Genomic DNA, 23,289 nt, shown 5'->3' with positions numbered 1-23,289 from the left:
GACTCGTAGAATAAGCTCAATTCACACGAAAAAAGGCTCCTGCCTATAGTCAGGAACCTTTCTTTTCTATGATGAATAAGGTACTCATTTACATCCATATCGATAGTGCACTATAAAGGAGCAATAAGGACATTATGATATTGAAGGAACGCTCATGCTTATTCAAGAAACGTTGAAACACTGCGCCAAAAATCGCCCAGCTCACTACAGCTACAAAACCAATACAGGTCAGGAGTAATGAAATCGTAATAAGCTCTATATACGATACATCATAAGGCATTACAAACGTTGAAATGACCGTAATACCATACAAAATGATTTTTAAATTGATAAATTGTAGCAACAGTCCTGATTTGAAGGAATATCCCTCATTGTGATCATTATCCTCCGTAGAGGATTTGCTCTTTGCAATTTTCACCGCCAGATAAAGCATATACAGACTGCCGAGAACATTCATCCAGATCTTAACCCGTGGCAAAAAATGATACAAAGCAAGATTAAAATAGCAGGCTAACAGCATAATGGCGAAACAACCTGCTGTTACTCCCAGCAAGAATGGGAATGCTTTTTTCAAACCCAACCGCCTGGCACTGTCTAAAGACATAATATTGTTGGGACCTGGCGTAAAGCTGCTAACAAGTGCATAAGAAAGGAACGGAATAAACGGCATGCAACAATCAACTCCCGTATGTTATAATTGAATGAAATGTACGTTGAGACGTACATTTGTACTTTATGATTGTACAATATGTTCTTTATAAAGCACAATAGGAGCGAAGAATTATGGAGAATATTAATCTGATTTTAAGTAAAAATTTGAAACATCTAAGAAATGAAAGAAAATTAAGTTTAGATAAATTAGCTGATCTGACGGGGATCAGTAAAACGATGCTCGGTCAGATTGAGCGCGGAGAATCTAATCCCTCGATTACAACCGTATGGAAAATTGCGAACGGCTTGAAAATCTCTTTCACTGCTCTGATTAATGAACCACCTTCAGATGCAGTAGTCGTTCCTAAAAGCAAAGTACAAGTGCTTGAAGAAAATAATCAATATCGGTTGTATCCGTTTTTCCCCTATGAAGGCAGTAGAAATTTTGAGGTCTACACCGTAGAGATTGAAGCAGGCGGAGAACTGAGTTCAGCGCCGCATCGTGAAGGTACAGAAGAATTTATTACGGTATTTGAGGGTGAGATGGTGGTAAAAGTCAGTGAGGAAATATACACGGTTAAAGCTGGAGATTCGATCCGCTTTAAAGCAGACCGCCCACACATTTACTATAATCTAGGAGAAACCCTGGTTCGGGTGAATATGATTATTTATTACTCTGTATAGTTCAATCTTGAAGACCATAAGTATACAAGTCTTTAAATTAAATGATCCTATTAAAATAAGGAGCGCTTTTAATAGGATCATCGGTACAAATATTAAATGATTTGCCTGTATGCTGTTTAGGAGATTTTAATTTGCTTTATCACTCGTGCTGGATTTCCAGCTACAACCACATGATCTGGAACATCCTTGGTTACTACTGCTCCTGATGCCACTACGACATTATTACCTATCGTAACACCGGGATTAATAACTGCTCTACCGCCGATCCATACATTGTTGCCAATCGTTACAGGTTTTCCATACTCTGGGCCAGCGATTCGTTCAAACGGATCTATGGGATGAGTCGCTGTGTAAATATGGACTCCTGGAGCCATGAAACAATTATCTCCAATGCGCACTTCGCAAACATCCAAAATGGTACAGTCAAAGTTGGCGTAGAAATTTTCCCCAACATGGATATTGTATCCGTAGTCACAGCGTATGTTGGGTTCCATACCTATATTTTCACCAGTTGATCCGAAAAGCTCCTTAAGTAACTTTTCACGGTACTCACGATCCGTCTCTGCCGTCTGATTAAAGAGACGTACACATCTTCTCGCATACTCTCTTTCATTTGTTAATTGAGGATCAGCAGCTACATAAAGTTCTCCATTCATCATCTTTTGTTTTTCCGTTTTCATAGTCATGGGACAATCCCCTTTATATTTTAATCTGATTTTTTTCTTTCATCCCAATAGGTTGGGCTGCGCCCGATATCAAGCCAGCAACAATAACGCCAACAAGCACTACAATCAAGGCATGTAGAAGTCCAACATGTTCACCTAAAAACCCTAAGCTTGGAGGGCCTACTAAAAAGGCAATGTAACCGATCGTGGCTACGGCTCCAACCCGGATAGCTGCACCACGAGGATCGTCTCCGGCAGCAGATAAGCCCACAGGAAAACCAAGTGAGGCTCCAAACCCCCATAATACGACGCCCAGTCCGGCCATGAGGTAATGCTGTCCCCAGATCACTAGAATGATACCGATAGCAGCCAGGACAGCACTCCCTTTCAACACAGGGACACGGCCGTATTTATCCAGTATGAATCCGCCAGTAAAACGTCCAATGGTCATCGCTGCCACAAATAGTCCATACATATAGGAACCTGTTAAAGAATCCACGCCATAACCATCTACCATCGTTAGCGGCAGCCAGTCATTCGCAGACCCTTCTGCAAACGCCATACCTAACACGATGATACCGATTAGTAAAATCCGTCTTTCTTTCCATACAGCAAGCTGCACCTTGAGATTAGATCCGACCTTTTGAGTAGGTACTTCTTTCTCTATACCTGTATCGCGGGGCAGAAAACGATAAAAATAGAAAGTTACCGCTGCAATCATGACAGCCATAGCTCCAAAATGGACCACAACAGGTATGTGTAGTGCCGCTGCTCCAGAGCCAATAACCGCACCTACAAGTGTCCCCATACTAAATGAACCGTGAAAAGCAGGCAAAAGCGTTTTTTGCAATTGATTTTCTACCGCAGAACCTTCGACATTAAGAGCTACTTCCGCTGTCCCATAGCCACCTCCAAAGATGACCAAACCAGCAAATACGATGCTCGTGAGCGAAAATGCAGTTCCCAACCCTACAATGACAAAACCGATCACAATCAAAATCGCACTTACCAAAATGACCGCCCGTGCACCTATACGAGAAATAATGTTTCCCGCACTAAGTAGTCCCACTAAAGAACCTGCGGCTAATCCAAAAATTATAATTCCCATTTCGGCAGTCGAGACATGTAAAATATCCCGGATAATAGGCGTTCGAGACACCCAGGAAGCAAAAGCTACACCCGGTAAAGCGAATAACAAAAATAAAATGTTACGAATTACCCTGGGATTCATGGAGGGTTCTACTGGCATTTACTTATCTCCTTATCACCACTTTTTATTAATCTTTTAATAAGTTATATTATAATTAGTCATTCTATTCGTATCCAAACTATTTGTCAAAAAGAGAATTATAGTCATAGATCGCTATTGACCGTCTGCTGTAAACATATTAAAAAAGGTCTGAGCAGGTAGGGCATAAGCATTCACCACCTGTTCAGACCTTTTAATTAAACTATACAAGCTCTATACTGAATCAGCCTTGAATTATCATTTGGGTTCTTCTTCTATTTTCAGTCTGGTTTCTCCCAGCAACCCCCCATCTGCTGACGCTTGAAGCAACAACTCACCAGCCACATAACCGGATTGTACAACAACGAGACACCTTCCTCTGTGTGTATGTCTCTCATTCCCCTTAAAGGATTCATCGCTGGTGAGATCCCCATTGTCTATTCCAAGGATACGACCATCTCCCTGCAGTTTAAAGATTACATCAAAATCCTGGTTAGGTACGATGATCCCGTTTGGGTCTATGACCGTTACTTCCACATGAGATATCTCATGCCCATCAGCAGGTAGAACCGTCCGATCGGCCTCCAACTTTAGAGCATAAGGAGCCCCGGCAGTGGTCAGTTCATGCTCACAAACCTTCTCGTTTCCATTACGACCCACAGCCCGGATTTTGCCCGGTGTATAGGGAAGCTCCCATAGGATTAGATGATTAGGGTAATCCACTAGCTTCCTCTCACCGTATGATTCATCATTCACGATCAATTCCACACTCTCACAATTAGTGAAAGTAACCAACCGTATCAATTTTCCACCGTATTCAGGAAATGTCCAGTGATCTTCCATAGCCGGAGATTTCCAGTGCATCGTCCATGTCGGATTAAATTCCGATTTCATATGTTCGTTAAATGCGGCTATGTGCACAATAGGCTGATCAGACCATAAACTTTGTTGAAGATAAGATACTGGTTTGCGGAATCCGCAAGTATCAATCAGACCCGAAGACCACCCTTTGGAGGGATAGCTCGTTTCTCCCAAATAGTCAATTCCACTCCAAACAAATTGACCGATCACATAATCATGATTAGCGACATCAAACCAGGGATTCATAGGCAAATAACCTTTAACCCGGTTATCCTTACCCCGATAGTATGGGAATGTTTCTGTTCCAAGGATAAGCGTATCCGGCATGGCCGCTCTATAGTGCTCATACCACTGCTCCTGATAGTTTACCCCCAGAACATCCACTCGTTGTGCCAGCTGTTTGGTATGCTCCACTTTGGCCTCAATCGAACCCTCACGCAAGCTGATCGGTGTATTATGCGGCTCAAGCGCACATGTAACCGGTCGAGTCGGGTCTTTTTCATGGCAGAAACCCACGAGCTGCTCCAACATTTTGAGCATGGATGGCTGACCTTGATTCTCCACTTCATTCCCAACGCTCCACATGAAAACACTGGGATGGTTCCTGTCTCTGAGCAACATTGCTTCCAGATCTTTTTCCCACCACTCATCATATAAATGCTCATAGAAAAGAGACTTCCATTTGTCAAAAGCTTCATCAACCACCAAGAACCCCATCTGATCACATAAATCTAATAATTCGGGCGCCATCGGGTTATGAGCAAAACGAATCGAGTTACAGCCCATTTCTTTCAGCCTCTGCAGCCTTCTCTTCATGGCTGTATCATGGTAAGCAGCCCCCAGACAGCCTAAATCATGGTGAATGCACACTCCCTTTAGCTTTAAGCTGTGCCCATTCAGAAATAAACCTTTTTGAGTGTCCAGCTTCACTTCTCTTATACCAAAAGGAGTACAATAACGATCCACCTCTGTATTGTCGCAATAGATCGTCGTCTGGGCTTCGTAGAGCACTGGGTTGTCCGGTGACCATAGTTCTGGCTCTAAAACTTGCGCTTTTTGCTCTATTTCCCTCGTTTCACAGCCCAAAAGAGTTACTCGGTTTTCCACTTTTCCTTTGATCTGTCCCTGTGGGTCCAGCATTTCAGTCATAATCGTACACTCTACGGCATGCGCGTGATGATTAGTGACCTGGATTCTGGCAGTCACCTTGGCTTCATCTGGCGAAATTTCAGGTGTGGTAATGTAAGTCCCCCATTCGGTTATATGAATATAATCTGTACAAATCAGCCAGACATTACGATAAATACCGGCCCCCGAATACCATCTATCAGGTGAAAGAATCGTATTGTCCACTTTGACGGCAAGCACATTCTCCTCATCCCACCGAATATATGGAGTCAAATCATATTGAAAGCTAACATATCCATAGGGTCGCTCGCCCACAAAATGCCCATTGATCCAAACCTCACTGTTACTGTGAATGCCATCAAATTGTATGTATACGCGCTGTTTTGGAGAGGAGGGCTTCACATTAAAATGCTTTCTGTACCATCCCACAGACCATCTCGGCAAATAAGCTTGATTGCCACCATACAGCATATGCGGATCAAAGGACTTTTCAATGCTCCAATCATGAGGGACTTGAAGGAGTCGCCAATGCTCATCGTTGTAGTCCATTTTCTCAGCACCTGCGTAATTACCCTCTATAAACTTCCAGTCCGTTTTGAACGGCATAATCACTCTGCTTCCCATCATCTTGCCTCCATTTCATAAAGTGGATGAACGGATATAACAGCAGTGCTGGATGACCATCACAAAAGACGTGTTCTCATTACAATATTTGATACACCGGGCGATCTTCTATAAAGTGTACGGGGAGCATTGGAAATTGGGCGGAAAGTACATCTGCGAGATACTTCATCCCAGGTGCTTCACTTTCAGCATGTCCCAGCATGATAAGTGCTTTACTTTGCCCTTGATAGACAGCATCTTTAACATATTCTGGTGTTTCCCATTCTGGGCCCTCACCGGCAATGACTAAATCCACATTTTCATTTAGAAATAATGGAATGGCTAGTTCACCACCTCCCCTGTATCCTACTGAGATTCCCACTCGTTCACATGGCATGGAAACCTCGCCAGCCACCCGTACATAACGAATATGTAGTTTGGCTTTGATATATTCAGCGATCTCCTTAACTTCCATAGCCGGAATAGTCAAAATGGCGGCCGTCGGCTGCTGTTTCACAATGTAGTTGTGCCAGCTAAGCGCCTGAAGAAGCCCAACCATCACTCCATCCGGTTGATAACGATGTATGGCGTCATGAAACCGATAAATGCCTATACCTGCATCGGCAATGAGGCGAGATTTTTGCAAAAAAACAGGATCATGTAGTAAACATTCATGCATTCTCTGATGACTATAAAAGATGCCTTCATGCGTAATGATAAAATTTGCACCTAGAGAAATAGCTTGTTCTATCACATACTGCGAAGCGGAGAAAGCGGTTACAATTCCTTGCACCTCAGTATCTATATATCCTGGGTCCAGTAGATCTACGGTGGTGTTGGGTATGCTTATTCCCTTGGTCAGATGATTCACAATCTGACCCATAGTCATGGTCATACACGTTCCCTCCTCATGGATAATGCATATCAATTGTACCATTTTATTTCAATCATAAGTGCTATTCTTTCTAGCAAAATAGCCAGTTCCAAAGGAGCCAGCTGTTTTACGAATGGTTCTATTATTTATACAGAACTCCTAAAATGGAGTCGATTCGTTCTTTTGCTCCTTGCCAGGATGTCATGACGGGGAACTCATATTGCTCTCTTACTCTCAGATTCCATGGATGAGGAATGCAAAGCACCTTTTTCCCCTCCTCTAGCGCAGGCACTAAATTATGAGGACCATCATCAATCAGGAGATCATAGTTAATCAGGTTCTTTCGTTTACATGGGAAAAAGTTCTCAATCGGAATGAATGGCATATGTCTTTGAAGCCAGTTCCATTTCTCTACGACGGTCTTGGGTTCTGCCGCTGTCACAATAATGACATCAAAAGCATTGCAAAGCTTCTCCATCTCTTCTACAACATACTCGTCATACAGTTCAAGTTCCTCAAACAAACCCGGTCGCCCATAAAATACATCATGCGTGCTCTTGGGATGACGTAGATGATCAGTATTCCAATCTAACATTTCTTCATACCGAAGCGGATGAGTGGGAAATTCACTATTGTTATGGTATATGGCTCGTTTGACGAGATGACAGATGGTATCGTCCATATCGACTGCAATGATTGGTTTTCTCATCAGCTTGCCCCTATTCACTCTGGTAAAATTTTTCACAAGAATATCATACTATAATTTAATATCGCGGTGAAGCTTAGGTATTGCTGGCCGATTAGATCTCGCCTTTATTCAAGATAATTAGCCAAGCACAACGTTAGGTTTATCTACATAAATCAGATATATTAAAGCAAAAAAGTTAGGTTGGTTTTATTAAAATAAACTAAATTTCAAACAAATATAAGCAATAAATACAATGATATCATAGAAAATCTCACTTAAATAATAAATCTATGTGTTTATTCTTAGAAAACACAAAAAATAACTAAAAAAATCAATTGAATAACAAAAACTCAAATGATAGAATAACAAAAATAACTTTTCTCCAAATTGAAAACGCTTAATTTGTGTTTAGCTTACTGCTATTTACACACTTACATACCTACCTCATCTCTGTATAGCAGGAAGTTGAATAATATATTTAGGGAGGAATAAAAATGAAGGTATTGTTAAGAAAAGCATTATTGTCTGGACTGGTCGGCTTGCTCATCATGATTGGTTTAGGAGGAGTTTTCTCCAAGGTAGAAGCTGCTTCAGGATTTTACGTAAGCGGTACCAAATTGTATGATTCTACAGGCAAGCCATTTGTTATGAGAGGCGTCAATCATGCTCACACATGGTACAAAAATGATCTTTATACAGCTATCCCGGCAATTGCCCAGACAGGTGCTAATACCGTCCGAATTGTCCTTTCTAACGGAAACCAGTACACCAAGGATGACATTAATTCCGTGAAAAATATTATCTCTCTAGTCACGAGTTACAAAATGATTGCTGTGCTTGAAGTTCATGACGCTACAGGCAAAGACGACTATGCGTCTTTGGATGCAGCTGTGAACTACTGGATTAGCATAAAGGATGCTCTGATCGGCAAGGAAGACCGGGTTATCGTAAACATTGCGAACGAATGGTATGGTTCTTGGAATGGAAGTGGTTGGGCTGATGGATACAAGCAAGCGATTCCCAAGTTGAGAAACGCAGGTATCAAAAATACGCTCATCGTCGATTGTGCCGGATGGGGACAATATCCTCAGTCTATCAATGACTTTGGTAAATCTGTATTTGCAGCTGACTCTTTGAAGAATACGGTATTCTCCATCCATATGTATGAGTTCGCGGGTAAAGATGTTCAAACTGTTCGAACCAATATTGATAACGTTCTGAATCAAGGACTTCCTCTGATTATTGGTGAATTTGGCGGTTACCACCAGGGAGCAGACGTCGACGAGACAGAAATCATGAGATATGGCCAATCCAAAGGAGTAGGCTGGTTAGCCTGGTCCTGGTATGGTAATAGTTCCAACCTTTCCTACCTTGATCTTGTAACAGGACCTAATGGCAATCTGACGGATTGGGGAAAAACTGTAGTTAACGGAAGCAACGGGATCAAACAAACATCGAAAAAAGCCGGTATCTACTAAAAACACATTAAGAAAATAAAAAATACTCATGTATTCACTGGCCCCTTACTTTATGTGAAATTAGTCTGGAAAGGAATCACCATGTAACCTTCTGGGTTATATGGTGATTTTGATTTCATATACAGGCACAAGGCTAACCGAACCGATATCTACAATACTTTCCTTTGTCGTCTCTTTCCAGCCAGCCATGGTCGTATTGCTATTGAGAACCTTACCTTTTCGAATGGAAGAAACATATACGTACAACCCTTGCTCGATGAGCCGATGCTCAAATGCTTTCAAACCTATTTCCCAGGTCGTATGGTTGCAGAAATTATCGTTGATCAGTTCGCCATCAATAAAAGCATAACCGATATCTCCAGTATAATGGATACGCAGCAGAGCTTCCTTGATTCCGTGAAAGGCATCTAATTCGAAATCAAGGGTAAATTTATCGTTATTTATCCTTTTCAAATTGAAATGAATTTCTTTCTCAGGAGCCTTTAAACGATATGTTTTGAATACATTGTTTTCTGTTATTTCAAGCAGTTCTCCACCGGAAATCGATGTGAATGAGGCGTCAAAATCCGGGAATACACTCAGGGTTACCATTTCTTGGTCCGTTGATTCCAGCCTTAGATCGCCCTCAGATACAAGTACATTGGCATTTGTCAAAATGACTCTGTCCCGGCCTTGCATGTTTACCTTCCAAAATGTAAGACTTTGCTCATCAGTCATCGTATAGATGGCAACTTTTTGACCACTTTCAGATACCAGATGGATGAGACTATCCTCCTCTTCAGCAACCTTAATGATCGTGTTCCCATCCAATTGCTCTATCGAACCTTTGTCGATTGTGGCACTAATTATATCTTTTGACTCCATTACATACGTTCCTTTCATACCCTCTGGTACAAAGAAAAAATAATATGCTTCTCCATCCTCTTCTATCCTTGTTATCAGCTGTGCCGTAGCATATTTGAGTTTCATTCCATCTAAATTGAAGTTAAATGGCAATATGGCAAAACTATCACGTCCTAACGTCAGTTCACCTTGGCTAGGGATTACAATTGTTTCCTCGGGTAGCTCAATACTCACATTAAAATCGCACAGGTCGTAATTTTCGACATGGTCTTGAAAATTATTTAGAAACAGGTAACCCGATCCGGCACTAGATCGCACTGCATATCGTAACGTATCCACATCATAAGGGTCCATCTGGGACGTATCCCCTGGCAGAATTGTCTTTGTTAGTGAGAATTGCTTTTGGAACGTTGAAAAAAAGTAATGCTGCAGCTTTGTTCTTTGGTATGATTCCCTTACTTGGCCGAATTCGCCGATCATAGCGTTGAAATCATAGGATATTTTAGGAGTGGCTAGATCATTTGTGAACGGGTTAACCTTACCTCGAGGATTGGAACCCCCATGATACATGTAGTATCCGATCAGGTTACAGCCTTCTGCAACCTTCATGACAGTCATCGCTGGAACACTGCGGTAGGGAAATGCGAACCGGTATTTATAAAACTGAACCATGCCGCCACCCATTTCACAGCAAGCGTACGGATAGTCCTCAGGCGCGTATTGAGGCTCAAAATTGTAGCTCTTTGGAATCTTGTTATTATGCTTGTCTCGGAAAATGTATTCCGGTGTCGCAGGATGCTCGTTCATCCCCTCCATCCGTCCCTCTTCGTAGTAGATCCATGGCCAATAGGCATACCCGCCCCATAATGGCAGCATATCAGGTACAGGAGTTGTCGCTCCTCCCCATCCTGTGCACGTATAGATCGGAGTATCAATCCCTGCTTCCAGAGCTATTTCTTTAAGTTTTAACATATGCGAGTTACCGTCACTTCCGCTGTTTAACCACATATCATTAATTCCTACAGTCAAGGCCCACTGGGCAGATGAATGATTATGCTCGTTTTCGATTTGGGTGCCGATAATTGGCCCCCCCTCCTTATATAACAACCCTTTAACCTGAGTACCGATTTCGTTATACATTCTTCTTGTATAGAACAGATACCCCTCATCATTAGAACGAACCTCAAATGGTCGACCAAATAACCAATCCGGCATACCGCCGTTTCGAATTTCCCCATGATCAAAGGGTCCGATCCGAATCATGGAGTATACCTGATGCTTGCCGCACAACTCGATGAAACGACGAAGATTTTTGTTCCCACTCCAATCAAAAATACCTTCAACTTCTTCATGTAGGTTCCAAAAAATATAAGTGGCAATGATGTTTACGCCGCCCATTTTTATTTTAATAATTTCGTCTTCCCAATAGCGTTCATCATAACGGGCATAATGGAATTCACCACAAATACCGAAAAAGGGCTCTCCGTCCTTCTCCATAAAATAGTTGGTGAATCCGATTTCCTCTCCTTTGGGATTGGTGCCGCCAAGTTTGATATGTCCTTTAACAATATGCTTTTGATCGTCTTTGACTGTAACCCGATAGTTTCTCATGGAGTTCACTCCCCTCACTCGTTAATCTGAATTCAAGATAAATTGATTCCATTTGCGCTGCCAAGCGATATCATTCCAGAATGGATGATGGGGAGCACAGTTAGAGCAGAGGGTCATTCCCCAGAACCCAAGTGCCATTCCTTTTCGCAACACATATTCAGCGATAAATTTGCCGACTGGGCCTTCTTCAAATTGGGCATACAACGGCGTGTAGCCTACATAACCTTCTCCTATGACAATTGGAATGCCGGAATGACGAGTCCATTCATGAATCTCTTCCAAACGGGTGTCGGCCTTCTGCAACATGGCAATTTTATGGTCTCCATACCGATCGTACAAAAATAAATCCCATTGGTCGGGATCTACCCAGTCGTGTAAATAAATAAGCCTCATACCGACTGGATTGCCTTCCATCCGCCAATTCTGCTCCGGAGGCAGGGTCCACTTTGCAAATGGAGGAGCATCTTCTCTTAATAGGGATTGTACGAATGGATTGGGGAACGGCGCCAACTCTTCATAAAGCCCTGCCGCTTCCATAAGCTCATTGAGCACCCCTTTAATATAAAGATGAAAATGGGCAACCTGCATATTGCGCGCGACGTAAGCTTTAGGGTAGGCTTCATTTAACGTATAGCTTGCCGTCATCATAATATCGGGATGACATTGGCGAAGATATTCAATCGCTTCTTCTACATAGGGCTGCATGGCTTCAATAAGCGCTGGTACATTCGTTTCGGCTATGCCTTCAGACGTCCCAACAGCGTTTAACTGCCCAAATTCCACTTCGTTATGCAACTCTGTATAGATGATCTGGTTCCTATAGCCTTCTGCTGTGACGAAACGGATCAACTGATCCATTGATTTTGCAATGGCCATGAATCTCTCCTTAGGAGGTATTGCAGCTAATTCATCTCTAAGCTCAGCATGAGCCAGAAAGCTGGGACTCTGCTGATATTCCCAAGAGGATAACATAATGTAACAGTTATGAGCCTTTGCTTGTCTAAACAGTTCAAGTAAATGAGCATGCCCGTCCAGCACTGCGCCGCCACGACAGTTATACCAACGCGTACGCTGACCTACTTCCCCAAGGTTAGCAAACTCCAAGGGTCCAGGACGTTTGCCATCCGCTGTAAACAACATGAATGGCATAGCACATATTCGGATCGTATTGTAGCCTCTTTCGACCGCTTCTTTAAAACGGGCTTCAAGATCGCTGTAGGGCTCACCTTCCTGCGTCATTGTATACCAAGAAAAGTCCCACATGGTGATCGTCAATTTGCGCGGTACATTTCTCATGAGATTACTCATTTGATTTCCCCTCCCAGCTCCAGTCCATATGGTTCAATGCTCCTTGATGATTAGCTTCCAGCTTAAGCACCGATTCAAAATGCAAGATAGCTTCGTCCTGTCGACCTAATCCAAGCAAACCAAGTGCTTTCATATAAGTACAATGAACCTGATTACGATTATTCAGGTCATCTTCAAAGATGAGAAAGTCGGGTAACGAAACCGCAAAATAATCCATTTTCACGGGTTCGAATAAGTGCCTTTCGGCGTAATCAATGAGCTTGTTGAATCGACGATTGCCTTCCTTCGCATAACCAAGTTTCTGCCAGGCCAATCCTTGGTAAAATATCATATCCGGCTGTTGATCGTTATAATACATGGCGTTAATGGGTTCCCCCTGTCCTTGAGAGGCCGTGGAAAAAGCCTGCCTTGCCTCATCTGTTAATTTCAATAGCTCATACGCGCAGCCCAAATAATAGTAGATATCGTTATCTCGGGAACCCTCTAGCTTACCTTCGCCAAGATTCTCTGGATACACTAAAGCCTCCCGCAGCCCTTTTACAGCCTGTTCAATCCGCCCAGACCTCAGGTCGGACTTCGCAAGCTCTACCTTGGCAAGCCTATACTGTCCAGTTACCTTCCCCTCTCCGCCTTCCCATGGATGAAATATTCTCCCTGTCAGCAAGGACAACGCTATTTTATGCTGCTTCATCGTATTGTGAACGGTTACATATTCTAAAAATAGATCATCGCGAAGCTTTATGATTCCCGGATACCTCTCCATTAGGTTCAATCTGTCGTTGGGCTTGATGTTCAGCTTCTTATACAGCTGGTCAAGCTCATAAAGAACACGCGCGTCTGAAGTATTGCACGCAAATGCCTGCTCTAACGAATGACAAGCCTTCTCTACTTGGCCTTGTTTGTTAAAATATCCAAGAGCAAGATTACGGTGAACAACGGGGTAAGTATCGTCAATGGAACGAGACGTTTCCCAGCTGGAAATGGCATCCCAATGCCGTTTCTTATCATAGAGTAAATTACCTAAGTAATAATGCGCCTTTCCATCCCCCGGTCTCGTTCGAATTGCAAATTGTAACACATCCAACTCCAACAGACTGTTAGGAAAGCAGTAGTCGGGAACTGCAACTGCGGCCTGCGCGAGAGCATTATTCGCCTGCTCATGCTTGCCGATTTTAGCATAGCAGAAGGCCTGAACGTAATGCAGCATAGGGTATGTTTTCGCCTGCTCTGGAGCTTTTTCCAACACACATACTGCATCCTCATAGAGTCCCGCCGCTGCATAGTCCGATGCTACTGCTATATAATTATGCACATCTCCACGCATCCATTTTTCCAGCTCTTCGAAGACCGTTTTAGCATCATCTCGTAACCCGAGAGCCTCTAATGATAATGCTTGCTCACGGTAAGCTCCAAAATCGGCGATATCGAGCTTAATCGTTTCCTTGGAATAGGCTATTGCCGCTTCGTAGCTGCCAAGCTTACGAAGAATAGCCGACTTCAGGTTGCGTGCTTTGTAGTTGCGAGCATTTCGGATTGTCGAGCGCTCCAAGAGTTCCAACGCTTCTTCATAGTTCCCTTTTTCTGTCGCAATCTGTGCCAGTGAGAAGTACCCGCTGTCTTGCCATGCCGCACTCCATACTGATTTATAAAATGCAGCAAACGCCTCATCCATCCGCTCTTGGTATTTTAGCGACAAGCCAAGCTGGTAGTAGGCCTCACCGTCATAGGGATTAGAGTTACGCCAGGTTACCCGCGAGATAGCTTTACGAAAGCACTCTTCACTTTCTGAATACAACCCTCTACGAAGAAGCAACGTACCATATGCCACATTTATGCGGCTGTCATTTTTATCTCTTTTCAGGCCCTCAAGATAATACGCCTCGGGTTCAAAGGTAGCATGACGGTATTGCTCCAAGTGTTGTCCTGCTAAATATAATTCTTCGTTCGTTCTTAATTCCTCCGGTTCTGGCAGGGCGGCAGCAGCAGCCGGCATCTGTTCAACTTCCTTTTTCTTCGGCTGATAGCTAATCAACTCCCTTCCGGTCGCGTCTTTGACGGTTAAGCATAGTTCATAATCCTCATCCTCAGCCAAAATAACTGTCTTCTGCATAAAGGCCTTATTAGGTGTCAGATCTAAGGTTTCTTGGATATAAACTTTCCGCTGACTACTTAATTCCACAACAGCGTCACGAAATGACGAAGTTACATAGACTCCAATCTGTGCTGTCCCTTCGCTGCGATTTAATTCCAAATTAACGGCTGCGTCAATTGAAGCGTTTTTGACAATACCAATATGTTTGTAAGGCATAAAATACTGCGAGAACGATTTTTCTTCATACGGCTGAAGCCAAGTGAAATCTGGTTGGTTATCGGTATATACCCCCGTCATCAACTCGATGTAGGAGCCGTCTTCGTCTGTTAGATTCCGGTCCCATGCTTGGCCAAATTCGCCATTTCCCCATGTCCATTGCTTTTTTCCGGGAGAGATGTGATGGTTAGCCACATGCAAAAGCCCGGCTTGTTTCATATGGTCGTAACCACCTATGAAATTGTAATCCGATTTATAGGCCATATATGAAGTGGGGACAGGAATATTTTTGTATCGGGAGATATCTACGCCTTCAGAATAATCCATTTTATAATAAGTGCCTGTAGCGATCGGGAAACGGGATACATCTCGCTTTCCATGGTCGAACACGGCTGATACGTCTGGAGGAAAAACAGATTGTGTGTGCTCATGTACCGCTACGGCTGGATTGGCCCACCATAGAAACGTTTGAGGCTCGGCAGTCCGGTTGTATAGCTGGGCCCCAACTTTAAGGTATGCTTTATCCGGTTGGAGTGTAAATCCAGCTGTTACTTTCGTGCCGAACATACGATCAATTTCGCTCACCCATACCGTTGCGCTTCCGTCCTCATGTTCTTCCAACTTGTATTCAACGGGTCCGTAAGTGTTGGGACGGTGATGCTGAGGCCAGTTGAACTCAATGCCTCCAGATATCCACGGCCCCAATAAGCCCACAAGCGCTGGTTTGATGACCCTGTTATAATAAACAAAATCGTAACCGTTGGTCTTGTCGACCGCACGATAAATGCGGCCTCCCAGCTCTGGCATGATCTCAATGCGCAAGTATTTATTTTCCAGAAAAACAATTTGGTAATTTTCAAGTTTCTTCTCATCCTCAATTTTATCAATTACCGGATGCGGGTACACTCGACCGGAACTTCCCTGGTAGACACGTTTCTCCAGAAACATTGGATTTTTGTCGGGTTTGCCAATTCCATACGTGGGGATCTGCACGGTTTCCTCCCACACGCGTGCCTTAGCGTCGAAGATGCTCAATTCCATCACTCCCTCATAGTCGCTCTTATATTCAGAGCTTACAAGTAAGCGACAGTACAGACAATTGACAATCCACTGTTTATGATGGACTATATACGTATTTCATCATTAGAGCCGCCTAAGGCTAGGAGATGGATAGATTATGAATAAGAAAGCTGATGGATTTGAGGGTGAAAAGTTATATGTCCTTCCACCCTATATGCTGGATAAATTAAATATGAATCCGCTTACAAAAAATCTATATATTACGGACATAGGCTGCTTCAACCATGCCCGCCATCATTTTCGTGAAAGAATGCACGGATGTGACTCTCATATATTCATCTACTGTGCCAGCGGAAAAGGTTGGATACGAACAAAGGATGGCCTAACGATTGACATGACGGAGCGAAGCTTTGCGTACATTCCCAGGGACATGCCACATGCTTATGGGGCTGACGATGGAGATCCTTGGACGATTTACTGGTTTCATCTTAAAGGGGACCAAGCTGATGATTTTATGGCATTATTCGAGCCTTTTAAAACGTATATTTCGATGGCCGCCAGTGATGAAGTCAAACTACTGGAGCTATTTCATCAGTGTTACGACCTTTTACTGAACAAACCATACTCCATCATACATTTAGTTCAAGTATCGCAAACTGTCCGTTATCTGCTGATTTTTGTTGTATCCGTTGCATTTCGCAAGGAAGACAGTACGTACCAGAGTCATGTGGATAAGGCAACACGCTATATGAGTGAACAATTGGAATCCACCCTTTCGCTTGAGGAGCTTAGTCGGCATGTTCAGGTATCCAAGCAGCATCTGAACTTGATATTCAAACAATCCACCGGCTACTCTCCTGTCGATTACTATTTAAGAATGAAGATACAGAGGGCCAATCAGCTTTTGGATTTGACGAATGCTTCTATTAAAGAAATTAGCATACAACTCGGTTTTAGGGACCCTTACTACTTCTCCAGGCTATTCAAAAAAATAATGGGTTGCTCTCCTTTGGAGTATCGAAATAATTTGAAGGGTTGATCTATGTTCATCAGGAGTGTTCAAATTTGCTTCTATCGGGCTATCGCAAGGTCACAGATCATTTACGAATCAGGGGTGCAAGGTCTATACTTAAGGTTAAAAAAGGAAGTTTTGTATGCTCCTCACGTTGAATCGAAGACTAAATGCAGCTATGCCGCTAATTACACCAATCAGTATTCTAATTGGCGTCCTGATCGGTACGCCGTTGTCACAATATACCGAACTCTCTCCCTGGCTGTTTGCATTCATGACCTTCGCGGGCAGTATCAGTATGGGGTTTAAGGATTTTGTCCATGTGATAAAGCATCCTGGTCCGCTCATCGCCTGTCTGTTTATTCTTCACCTGGCCATGCCGCTTCTCGCCATGATGCTGGGGCATCTGGCCTTCAGTAATGATCCTTATACGATCACTGGACTTATTCTTGGTGCAGCTATCCCTACAGGTATTTCCAGCTTCGTGTGGGTCAACATCTATAAAGGCAACACGGCGCTGACATTGGCGATCATTCTAATTGATACGATTTTGGCCCCATTCGCCGTGCCGGGCATCATGTCCCTGCTGATCGGAGCGGATGTGCATCTCGATACCTGGGCGATGATGCAGAGTCTGTTCTGGATGATTGTCGTTCCTTCGCTAATCGGCATGGTATTGAACGAATGGACTAAAGGGAAGATCAAGCAGGTATGGGGACCTCGGCTAGGCCCGTTCTCCAAGCTGGCTATGGCTCTTGTCGTCATGATTAACGGATCTGTCATCGCGCCTTATCTGGTCGATTTTAATCTCAAGCTTGTTGGAGTATGCCTATCCATAGTCGTCCTTGCTTCCACTGGATATGCGATCGGTTATCTGATATCAGGGCTGATGCGGTGGAATAATGCAGACCGTACGGCGCTTGTCTTTAACGGCGGCATGCGTAATATTAGCGCGGGAGCTGTGCTGGCCATCACCTATTTCCCGGCCCCGGTAGCACTGCCTGTTGTACTCGGGATGATTTTCCAGCAATCCACGGCATCTCTGGTCGGATTTCTGCTAAGTCGTCGCGACCGCGGCAACGCCAAGGAAAAGCGCAATACGGCCTCAGTTTCTTAAGCAAAGGGGGCTGGCGGCGGTTCCAGACGATAAAACTCCTCCTTATGAGGAGGAGTTTCGGAAGGGCGTTTCTATGCGCACATGGTTGGGAGCTTAATTAAAACATGCATGCACAATCATGTAAATGTTCACTTTCCAATCATAACATTTCTATTGAATCGTCTAGGGTAATAAACTAAGCCCCTGTAAAGAGCCTTTCGTGGCACAACGTTCAAGCCACATATTACCCTAAGGAAACTAAGAACGATATACACAGGTTGCAAAGTCTAAAATAGCTTTTGCGTAAGATTTTGAAATTGTGACTTCACTCCATCTTTCTGAAGTTCTGATTGTAACACCTGATTAAAGGTTTGAAGTGCACGCTGGAATTTATTTTCACCTAATTCCGTAATCCGAGTATACACACCTCGTCGATCATCCTCGCATGTATATCTTTGTAAAGCCCCGCAGTTTTTGGCTTCCATTCTCACTACGAGTCTCGATGTCGCACTTTGACTTAATCCCACCAATTCTTGAAGTTGCTGCAGTCGTAATTTTTTTTCCTCGGAATTGGATATAAAACCCAAAACATAAAACTCCTTCAAGGATAAATCATAATTTTGTAGTAGAGCTTGTTCTAACTTATCATTTAAAGTGGAATGGATGTGAGACAAAGACAACCATACATCCAAGAGTTCGTTTTCATGTTGCAAGTTTAGACCACACCATTCTATGTTAAAGTATCTCCACTAAGTTTATCCTATTGTATCAAGCTTAAATGGAATGGTCAAAACTCCTACAATATTTTAAATATTACAACCCGTCATCACCGAACCAGTATGCAAATGCAGCATAATGATTCTCGTTTCAGAGCGTCCACTTATTGACAGTAATCCATCCTAACTATCGTCCTATGCATGTACATTGCTGCAATTAATCTTAAAAATGCGAGAAAGCGAAGATAGGTCAATTATGGTGGTATCTGACCATAATCAACCTATTGAATGAACGGCATTGCTTTACGGCCCGATTTATCAATGTGTTCCGGCCGAGGATCTCCTTGCACAAAAATTCAAATTCCGTTGTCCTCCATGGGCGAACGGTTCCCAAATGAAGCACAGTGCTCATATGCCAACCGATCGCCAGAGCGCTAGCCGCATCGACTTGCGCGATGTGCTCCTGGAACACGAGAAAGTCAGTCAAGGAAATTCCCCGCCCCCAAGGTCTGATGGAACCGCCAATTTAAGGTAACCGATTTTCCTCAAATCGGTTATCAACATATAATTCAAGTCGTTTTCCGTATCCGCCTTCTCGGTCTCTGCTGCGTTTTGCATCAAGATTACGTCTAATCGAGCAAGCCATTCCTGCTGTCTATCCGTTGTTACCAATCCGTGCCGAACTGACGGCATAGGGTTGCACCCCCTTATATGCTTTGATTGAACTTTTTTAAAACTATAACAGCCATGATTCGGAAATTGAATGTCCAAAAGTGATTTCCGCTTTATCCAAATGCGAATTCTTTTACTATTCATATTTATTTACTTTGTTTTATGTGAAGCTCCATCTTATAATAAGGCAAAAGCAATGCTAAAAACTTTAATTTAGGAGGTGCATTCCATATGTCGACAAAAGCTTATGAAAATCACCTCAATGCACCAAATAAATATTTCTTTACTCCGACATCACTTGAAAAATCGAGCGGTGCTTGGCCAGTCAGGGTCGGGTCAGCGAAGCAAAAGTCCGTCGCCCAGTACCTGCTCCTTTATTCTGATTTAAAGGAGAAACACACACGTTATCAATGTGCATACGATCATCATTTCCTCCTATATCCAGAGCACCAATAGTTGTTTCTCCCTCTAAAATTGTAAAATGATTATATTTTTCTATATTCTCAGCTAATTTTCCATATGTTTCACAAGCTGGATTAGAATCAAAGTTCTCGTATTTATCCAAGTCCATGCATTACCTTCCCGATCAAGTTGAGGGGCACTCGCTTGAAACCAGGAATTCTTGGCGCTATAGTCACGGCCGTGCCCTTTTTTTCATCATCAAATATTAATGTTTTGTTCTCCCAGTATGCTGTAGATTCAGATGCGAGAGGCCTAAATCCTTGTTCCACTGTCCGAGCGGAATGAAAATCTGGCCATAGATGGAGAGTACATTCCTCGTTAATCGAGTTATGCTGGTTAAGCGCTGTCCACGCTCAAAAAAAGTGATTAGGGTTTAGCCTCCCCTGATCACTTAACTTTCTTATTAAAAATATACGGTAGCACCTCTAGCAACTGTCCGCGTGTAATGGGATCATCATAATTCCATATATTATCCACAAAATGAGTCTTACTGTTACTTAGATCGGCTAAAGCCGCAATATGTGGACAGTGAGCAACAGTTTGCAATTCCTGGCGAGAAGCCAAGACGAAATTACGATCTCCCGCATAGTGATTCATTTGATGCTGCTGAATTTCTATCCATGCTTGCCCTTGCTCGATTAGGTGCATCACATTGGCAGAAGGACGAAAGCCAAGAGATTCATACAAGGTGGCAGCCAATCCGCTCTGGCCCATAATATAAAGTTTTGTACCAAACTTGAGATAAACAGCAGCTGTCTCTCCAGCAACATAAGCATCTGCTAATTGCCTACGTACCAATCTTACTTTGTTCTCATATCTAGTAATCCACTTCTCCGCCGCTTTACTACGTTCAACTAGTTTAGCAATATACCGTAACCGCTCAAATAGTCTAAACTTACTGTTCAATATAACAGTAGGAGCGATCGCATCTAGTTTCTGCAAATCTTGTTCGGGATGAACATAGCTAAGCAATAATAACTCCGGCTGCAGTTGTGCAATTTTATCTGGATCTGCCCAATGCCCGATATTATGAATATTTCGCAACTTATTGTGATAAATCACGTTATCTTTCATTATAGAGATGGCCGCTCCTATAGGGGGCATGGCTAAAACGAGCAATTCTCCAAGCGTAAATTTGCCATCAGTCACGATACGTGTTGTATCTTTGGGAACATGAATCTTTTTGCCAAATGAATCGATAACTGTTCTTTGCCCAGTACGAAGATGAATATTCTCATACTCACGCGGGGTGTGTCCAGTTAATTTATGAAAGCACCGGCTGAAATAGTATTCATCCTTAAACCCAATTTGTCGAGATATTTTGCCCAATGTCTCGGTGGAATTACACAGAAGTTCTTTTGCGTGGTTTATACGTAATTGGACCAAATAATCATTTGGCTTTTTGCCGGTCATTATTTTAAACTTTTGACTATATTGCCATCTGACCATTCCAGCCATGTTAGCAAGTTTTTCAACTGTTAAGTCTTCATCATAATGCTGTTCCATATACTGTACGGTTTGTTGAACCAAGTTTATCTTTTCATTGTTCTGCAACTGGGAAACTTGCTCATCGAACTGAGCCATCAACCCCAGAATGAGCTGAAGTCTACCTTGCATCATAGCCATTTCTGATGTGGATAGAGAGGAACAACATTGGTTACTTATCCATGCTTCATTCCCTAATACTCGATTGATTTGAGAAATCAACAGATTATAGGGGTAACCACAAAGCAAAGGTGGATGAGCAACCGGATTCAAAGTCATTCCTTCTACTTTAAAGGTTTCAAAGGTAAAGCGTGCAAGCTGTGCCTCTTTGTTACTTGATTCCATAGTGTAGCGTTGTACAGGCAAAACCAGAATGCAGCTTCCTTGTCGTAGATCGATTGCAATATTGTCTACATACAGCCGTATGCCGTGACTGAGTGCTATCAATAATGTGCATAAATTTGTTTCATTGTCATTCATTCCCTCATTGTGGCCATTCGCTGGAATTATCTGGTCAACTTGAAACCTATCATAGTGTTGCAGCCTAATATACAGGGGTGCTAGATTCATAAGCAACTCTCCAACAATTGAAAATGAGAATCATTATCGTTATTGTAACATATAATGACCTGCTTTCAACTATAGTTCAGCTTTTAATAGTTGGAGTATGTGCTATTTTAGAAAACTAGCGATATAAAGAACTGAATGTGCAAAAATAAGTTCTTACTGTTGGTCCAGCCATTGTGGCATCTGTTCAAACAATTGCTCCAAAGCTAACAAATTATCTGTATTCCATTCACTGGGAACAACATAAACATTTCCTTTTTGGACTGCAGGCAAAGTTGCCCATATCGGTCTTTGTAGCAGTCGGTCAGCTACTGTTTTACTTTCATCATCATCTTGTACAATTACAAACAAATGATCACCAGCAAATTCTGAAAGCACTTCTTCTGAAATATTAACGAAAGACACGCCTTCTTGATCAAGAATATTCTTCTGTACAGCTGATGGGACGGCGAAACCGTTCTCCCCATAAATAATAGCACCCAGGCTACGATCGCCCATAACATAAAGTGTTTTACCCAACTGGTAGAAAATTGTCGCTGTCTCCCCTTCTGCTAATTGAAACTTATCAAACATTTCTTTCGACTGTGCTTTAAACTTAGCAATCAATTGAGCTGCCTCTTCCTGTTTGCCAAAGATATTTCCCATCTCCTTTACACGTTCTGTATAAGGAAGAGCTGGGTTAAAGGGGATAGTAGTAGCAATTTTCGACAATGCCTCATTATGATCTACTTCTGCCTTGTAATAACCATTAATAATCAGATCGGGTTTTAAACTCAGAATCGTCTCTAAGTCACCAGGATTTCCAACATCAACGATTCCTTCAAATCTACCTTCATAGTAACTAGGAGTATCTTGGGGAAGGTTATTACCAACAACTGGAATACCCATCGCCAAGAAATCACCAATTGTCTGGCCAATATAAACAACTCGTTTTGGATCTGCAGGTATTTCAACCTGTTTACCTGTTATCGTTGTATATTGAACAGTTTTCTCACTTTCCTCTTTCTGTTCATCAGACACGCTGCTATTAGCATTAGAAGTACTGCATGCCGATATTATCAACAACAGGAGGAAACTCCCTACCCAGAGTATAATTTGCTTTCCACGTTGTTTCTTCACACTTGTTACCCCTTTCCTTCTCTCTATTAATTGAAAATGATTATCATTTACGGCATTATTATAGGTAGTGTGAAAAGGGGAAACAATGAAAAAAACGCAAAGATTTATTTGGATAAATGTCAATGATCGTCCCGAATAAAACATCTGTTCTCTTATTTCATTTATATGCAGACAGATGCGAATGACACACTACTAGCAGCTATCCCAACC

At 42.7% G+C, this 23,289-nt stretch carries 18 protein-coding genes; 4 read left to right on the top strand and 14 right to left on the bottom strand.

Annotated features, from left to right (window positions below):
• Nucleotides 1-88 precede the first annotated feature (88 nt).
• Nucleotides 89-670 carry a LysE family transporter gene (locus tag NSQ58_RS16950; RefSeq protein ID WP_023986882.1) on the bottom strand — a complete coding sequence of 194 codons (582 nt, stop codon included), beginning with the start codon at nt 668-670 and terminating at the stop codon, nt 89-91.
• Nucleotides 671-783: 113 nt separating this feature from the next.
• Here NSQ58_RS16950 and NSQ58_RS16945 point away from each other — a divergent pair, with 113 nt between their 5' ends.
• Complete coding sequence (locus tag NSQ58_RS16945; RefSeq protein WP_023986881.1) at nt 784-1,335, top strand: helix-turn-helix domain-containing protein; 552 nt, start codon at nt 784-786, stop codon at nt 1,333-1,335.
• Nucleotides 1,336-1,451: 116 nt separating this feature from the next.
• On the opposite strand, the gene NSQ58_RS16940 is transcribed toward NSQ58_RS16945, so the two are convergent.
• The 5 genes from NSQ58_RS16940 to NSQ58_RS16920 all read right to left on the bottom strand — a co-directional run bounded on the left by NSQ58_RS16940 (nt 1,452) and on the right by NSQ58_RS16920 (nt 7,403).
• Complete coding sequence (locus NSQ58_RS16940) at nt 1,452-2,021, bottom strand: sugar O-acetyltransferase (protein WP_028541083.1); 570 nt, start codon at nt 2,019-2,021, stop codon at nt 1,452-1,454.
• A gap of 13 nt (nt 2,022-2,034) precedes the next feature.
• On the bottom strand, nt 2,035-3,249 hold the full coding sequence (locus NSQ58_RS16935) for an MFS transporter (RefSeq protein ID WP_075153704.1): 1,215 nt from the start codon (nt 3,247-3,249) through the stop codon (nt 2,035-2,037).
• Nucleotides 3,250-3,486: 237 nt separating this feature from the next.
• Nucleotides 3,487-5,841 (bottom strand): glycoside hydrolase family 2 TIM barrel-domain containing protein, encoded by a 2,355-nt coding sequence (locus NSQ58_RS16930; protein ID WP_341058527.1) that lies wholly within the window; start codon nt 5,839-5,841, stop codon nt 3,487-3,489.
• Nucleotides 5,842-5,920: 79 nt separating this feature from the next.
• The gene (locus NSQ58_RS16925; RefSeq protein WP_053324579.1) at nt 5,921-6,715 is read right to left on the bottom strand and encodes a Nif3-like dinuclear metal center hexameric protein; all 795 of its coding nucleotides are present in this window, start codon (nt 6,713-6,715) and stop codon (nt 5,921-5,923) included.
• 121 nt (nt 6,716-6,836) lie between these two features.
• The gene (locus NSQ58_RS16920; protein WP_069079794.1) at nt 6,837-7,403 is read right to left on the bottom strand and encodes a 5' nucleotidase, NT5C type; all 567 of its coding nucleotides are present in this window, start codon (nt 7,401-7,403) and stop codon (nt 6,837-6,839) included.
• 473 nt (nt 7,404-7,876) lie between these two features.
• Between NSQ58_RS16920 and NSQ58_RS16915 the strand changes: the two genes are divergently transcribed.
• Nucleotides 7,877-8,860: a glycoside hydrolase family 5 protein gene (locus NSQ58_RS16915; RefSeq protein WP_069079795.1), complete on the top strand. Its 984-nt coding sequence runs from the start codon at nt 7,877-7,879 to the stop codon at nt 8,858-8,860.
• 96 nt (nt 8,861-8,956) lie between these two features.
• On the opposite strand, the gene NSQ58_RS16910 is transcribed toward NSQ58_RS16915, so the two are convergent.
• Genes NSQ58_RS16910 through NSQ58_RS16900 form a run of 3 tightly spaced genes read right to left on the bottom strand, consistent with a single transcriptional unit; the run spans nt 8,957 to nt 15,971 of the window.
• Nucleotides 8,957-11,314 carry a beta-galactosidase gene (locus NSQ58_RS16910; protein ID WP_341057902.1) on the bottom strand — a complete coding sequence of 786 codons (2,358 nt, stop codon included), beginning with the start codon at nt 11,312-11,314 and terminating at the stop codon, nt 8,957-8,959.
• A 21-nt stretch (nt 11,315-11,335) separates the two neighbouring features.
• Nucleotides 11,336-12,622, bottom strand: coding sequence for a cellulase-like family protein (locus NSQ58_RS16905; protein ID WP_341057901.1), 1,287 nt, complete (start codon nt 12,620-12,622; stop codon nt 11,336-11,338).
• On the bottom strand, nt 12,615-15,971 hold the full coding sequence (locus NSQ58_RS16900; protein WP_341057900.1) for a DUF5107 domain-containing protein: 3,357 nt from the start codon (nt 15,969-15,971) through the stop codon (nt 12,615-12,617). The genes NSQ58_RS16905 and NSQ58_RS16900 overlap by 8 nt, the downstream gene beginning before the upstream one ends.
• A gap of 136 nt (nt 15,972-16,107) precedes the next feature.
• Between NSQ58_RS16900 and NSQ58_RS16895 the strand changes: the two genes are divergently transcribed.
• Nucleotides 16,108-16,989, top strand: a complete 882-nt coding sequence (locus NSQ58_RS16895) for an AraC family transcriptional regulator (protein ID WP_341057899.1) — start codon at nt 16,108-16,110, stop codon at nt 16,987-16,989.
• A 115-nt stretch (nt 16,990-17,104) separates the two neighbouring features.
• Entirely contained in the window at nt 17,105-18,079 is a 975-nt protein-coding gene (locus NSQ58_RS16890; RefSeq protein WP_023986870.1) for a bile acid:sodium symporter family protein, read from the top strand.
• Between the two features lie 266 nt (nt 18,080-18,345).
• Here the strand turns inward: NSQ58_RS16890 and NSQ58_RS16885 are convergent, their stop codons facing one another.
• From NSQ58_RS16885 to NSQ58_RS16865, 5 genes are all read right to left on the bottom strand, one after another.
• Complete coding sequence (locus tag NSQ58_RS16885; RefSeq protein WP_023986869.1) at nt 18,346-18,771, bottom strand: MarR family winged helix-turn-helix transcriptional regulator; 426 nt, start codon at nt 18,769-18,771, stop codon at nt 18,346-18,348.
• A gap of 486 nt (nt 18,772-19,257) precedes the next feature.
• Entirely contained in the window at nt 19,258-19,467 is a 210-nt protein-coding gene (locus NSQ58_RS16880) for a hypothetical protein (protein ID WP_023986867.1), read from the bottom strand.
• Nucleotides 19,468-19,771: 304 nt separating this feature from the next.
• Nucleotides 19,772-20,017, bottom strand: a complete 246-nt coding sequence (locus NSQ58_RS16875; RefSeq protein WP_341057898.1) for a hypothetical protein — start codon at nt 20,015-20,017, stop codon at nt 19,772-19,774.
• A 278-nt stretch (nt 20,018-20,295) separates the two neighbouring features.
• Nucleotides 20,296-21,963: an AraC family transcriptional regulator gene (locus NSQ58_RS16870; RefSeq protein ID WP_341057897.1), complete on the bottom strand. Its 1,668-nt coding sequence runs from the start codon at nt 21,961-21,963 to the stop codon at nt 20,296-20,298.
• 153 nt (nt 21,964-22,116) lie between these two features.
• The gene (locus tag NSQ58_RS16865; protein ID WP_341057896.1) at nt 22,117-23,079 is read right to left on the bottom strand and encodes an ABC transporter substrate-binding protein; all 963 of its coding nucleotides are present in this window, start codon (nt 23,077-23,079) and stop codon (nt 22,117-22,119) included.
• Nucleotides 23,080-23,289 lie beyond the last annotated feature (210 nt).

Origin of the sequence: Paenibacillus sp. FSL M7-0134 (assembly GCF_038007865.1) — a bacterium.
Lineage (GTDB): Bacteria > Bacillota > Bacilli > Paenibacillales > Paenibacillaceae > Paenibacillus > Paenibacillus polymyxa_B.
Note: the sequence above shows the minus strand (reverse complement) of the source record. Positions and strands in the feature narration are given on the sequence as shown.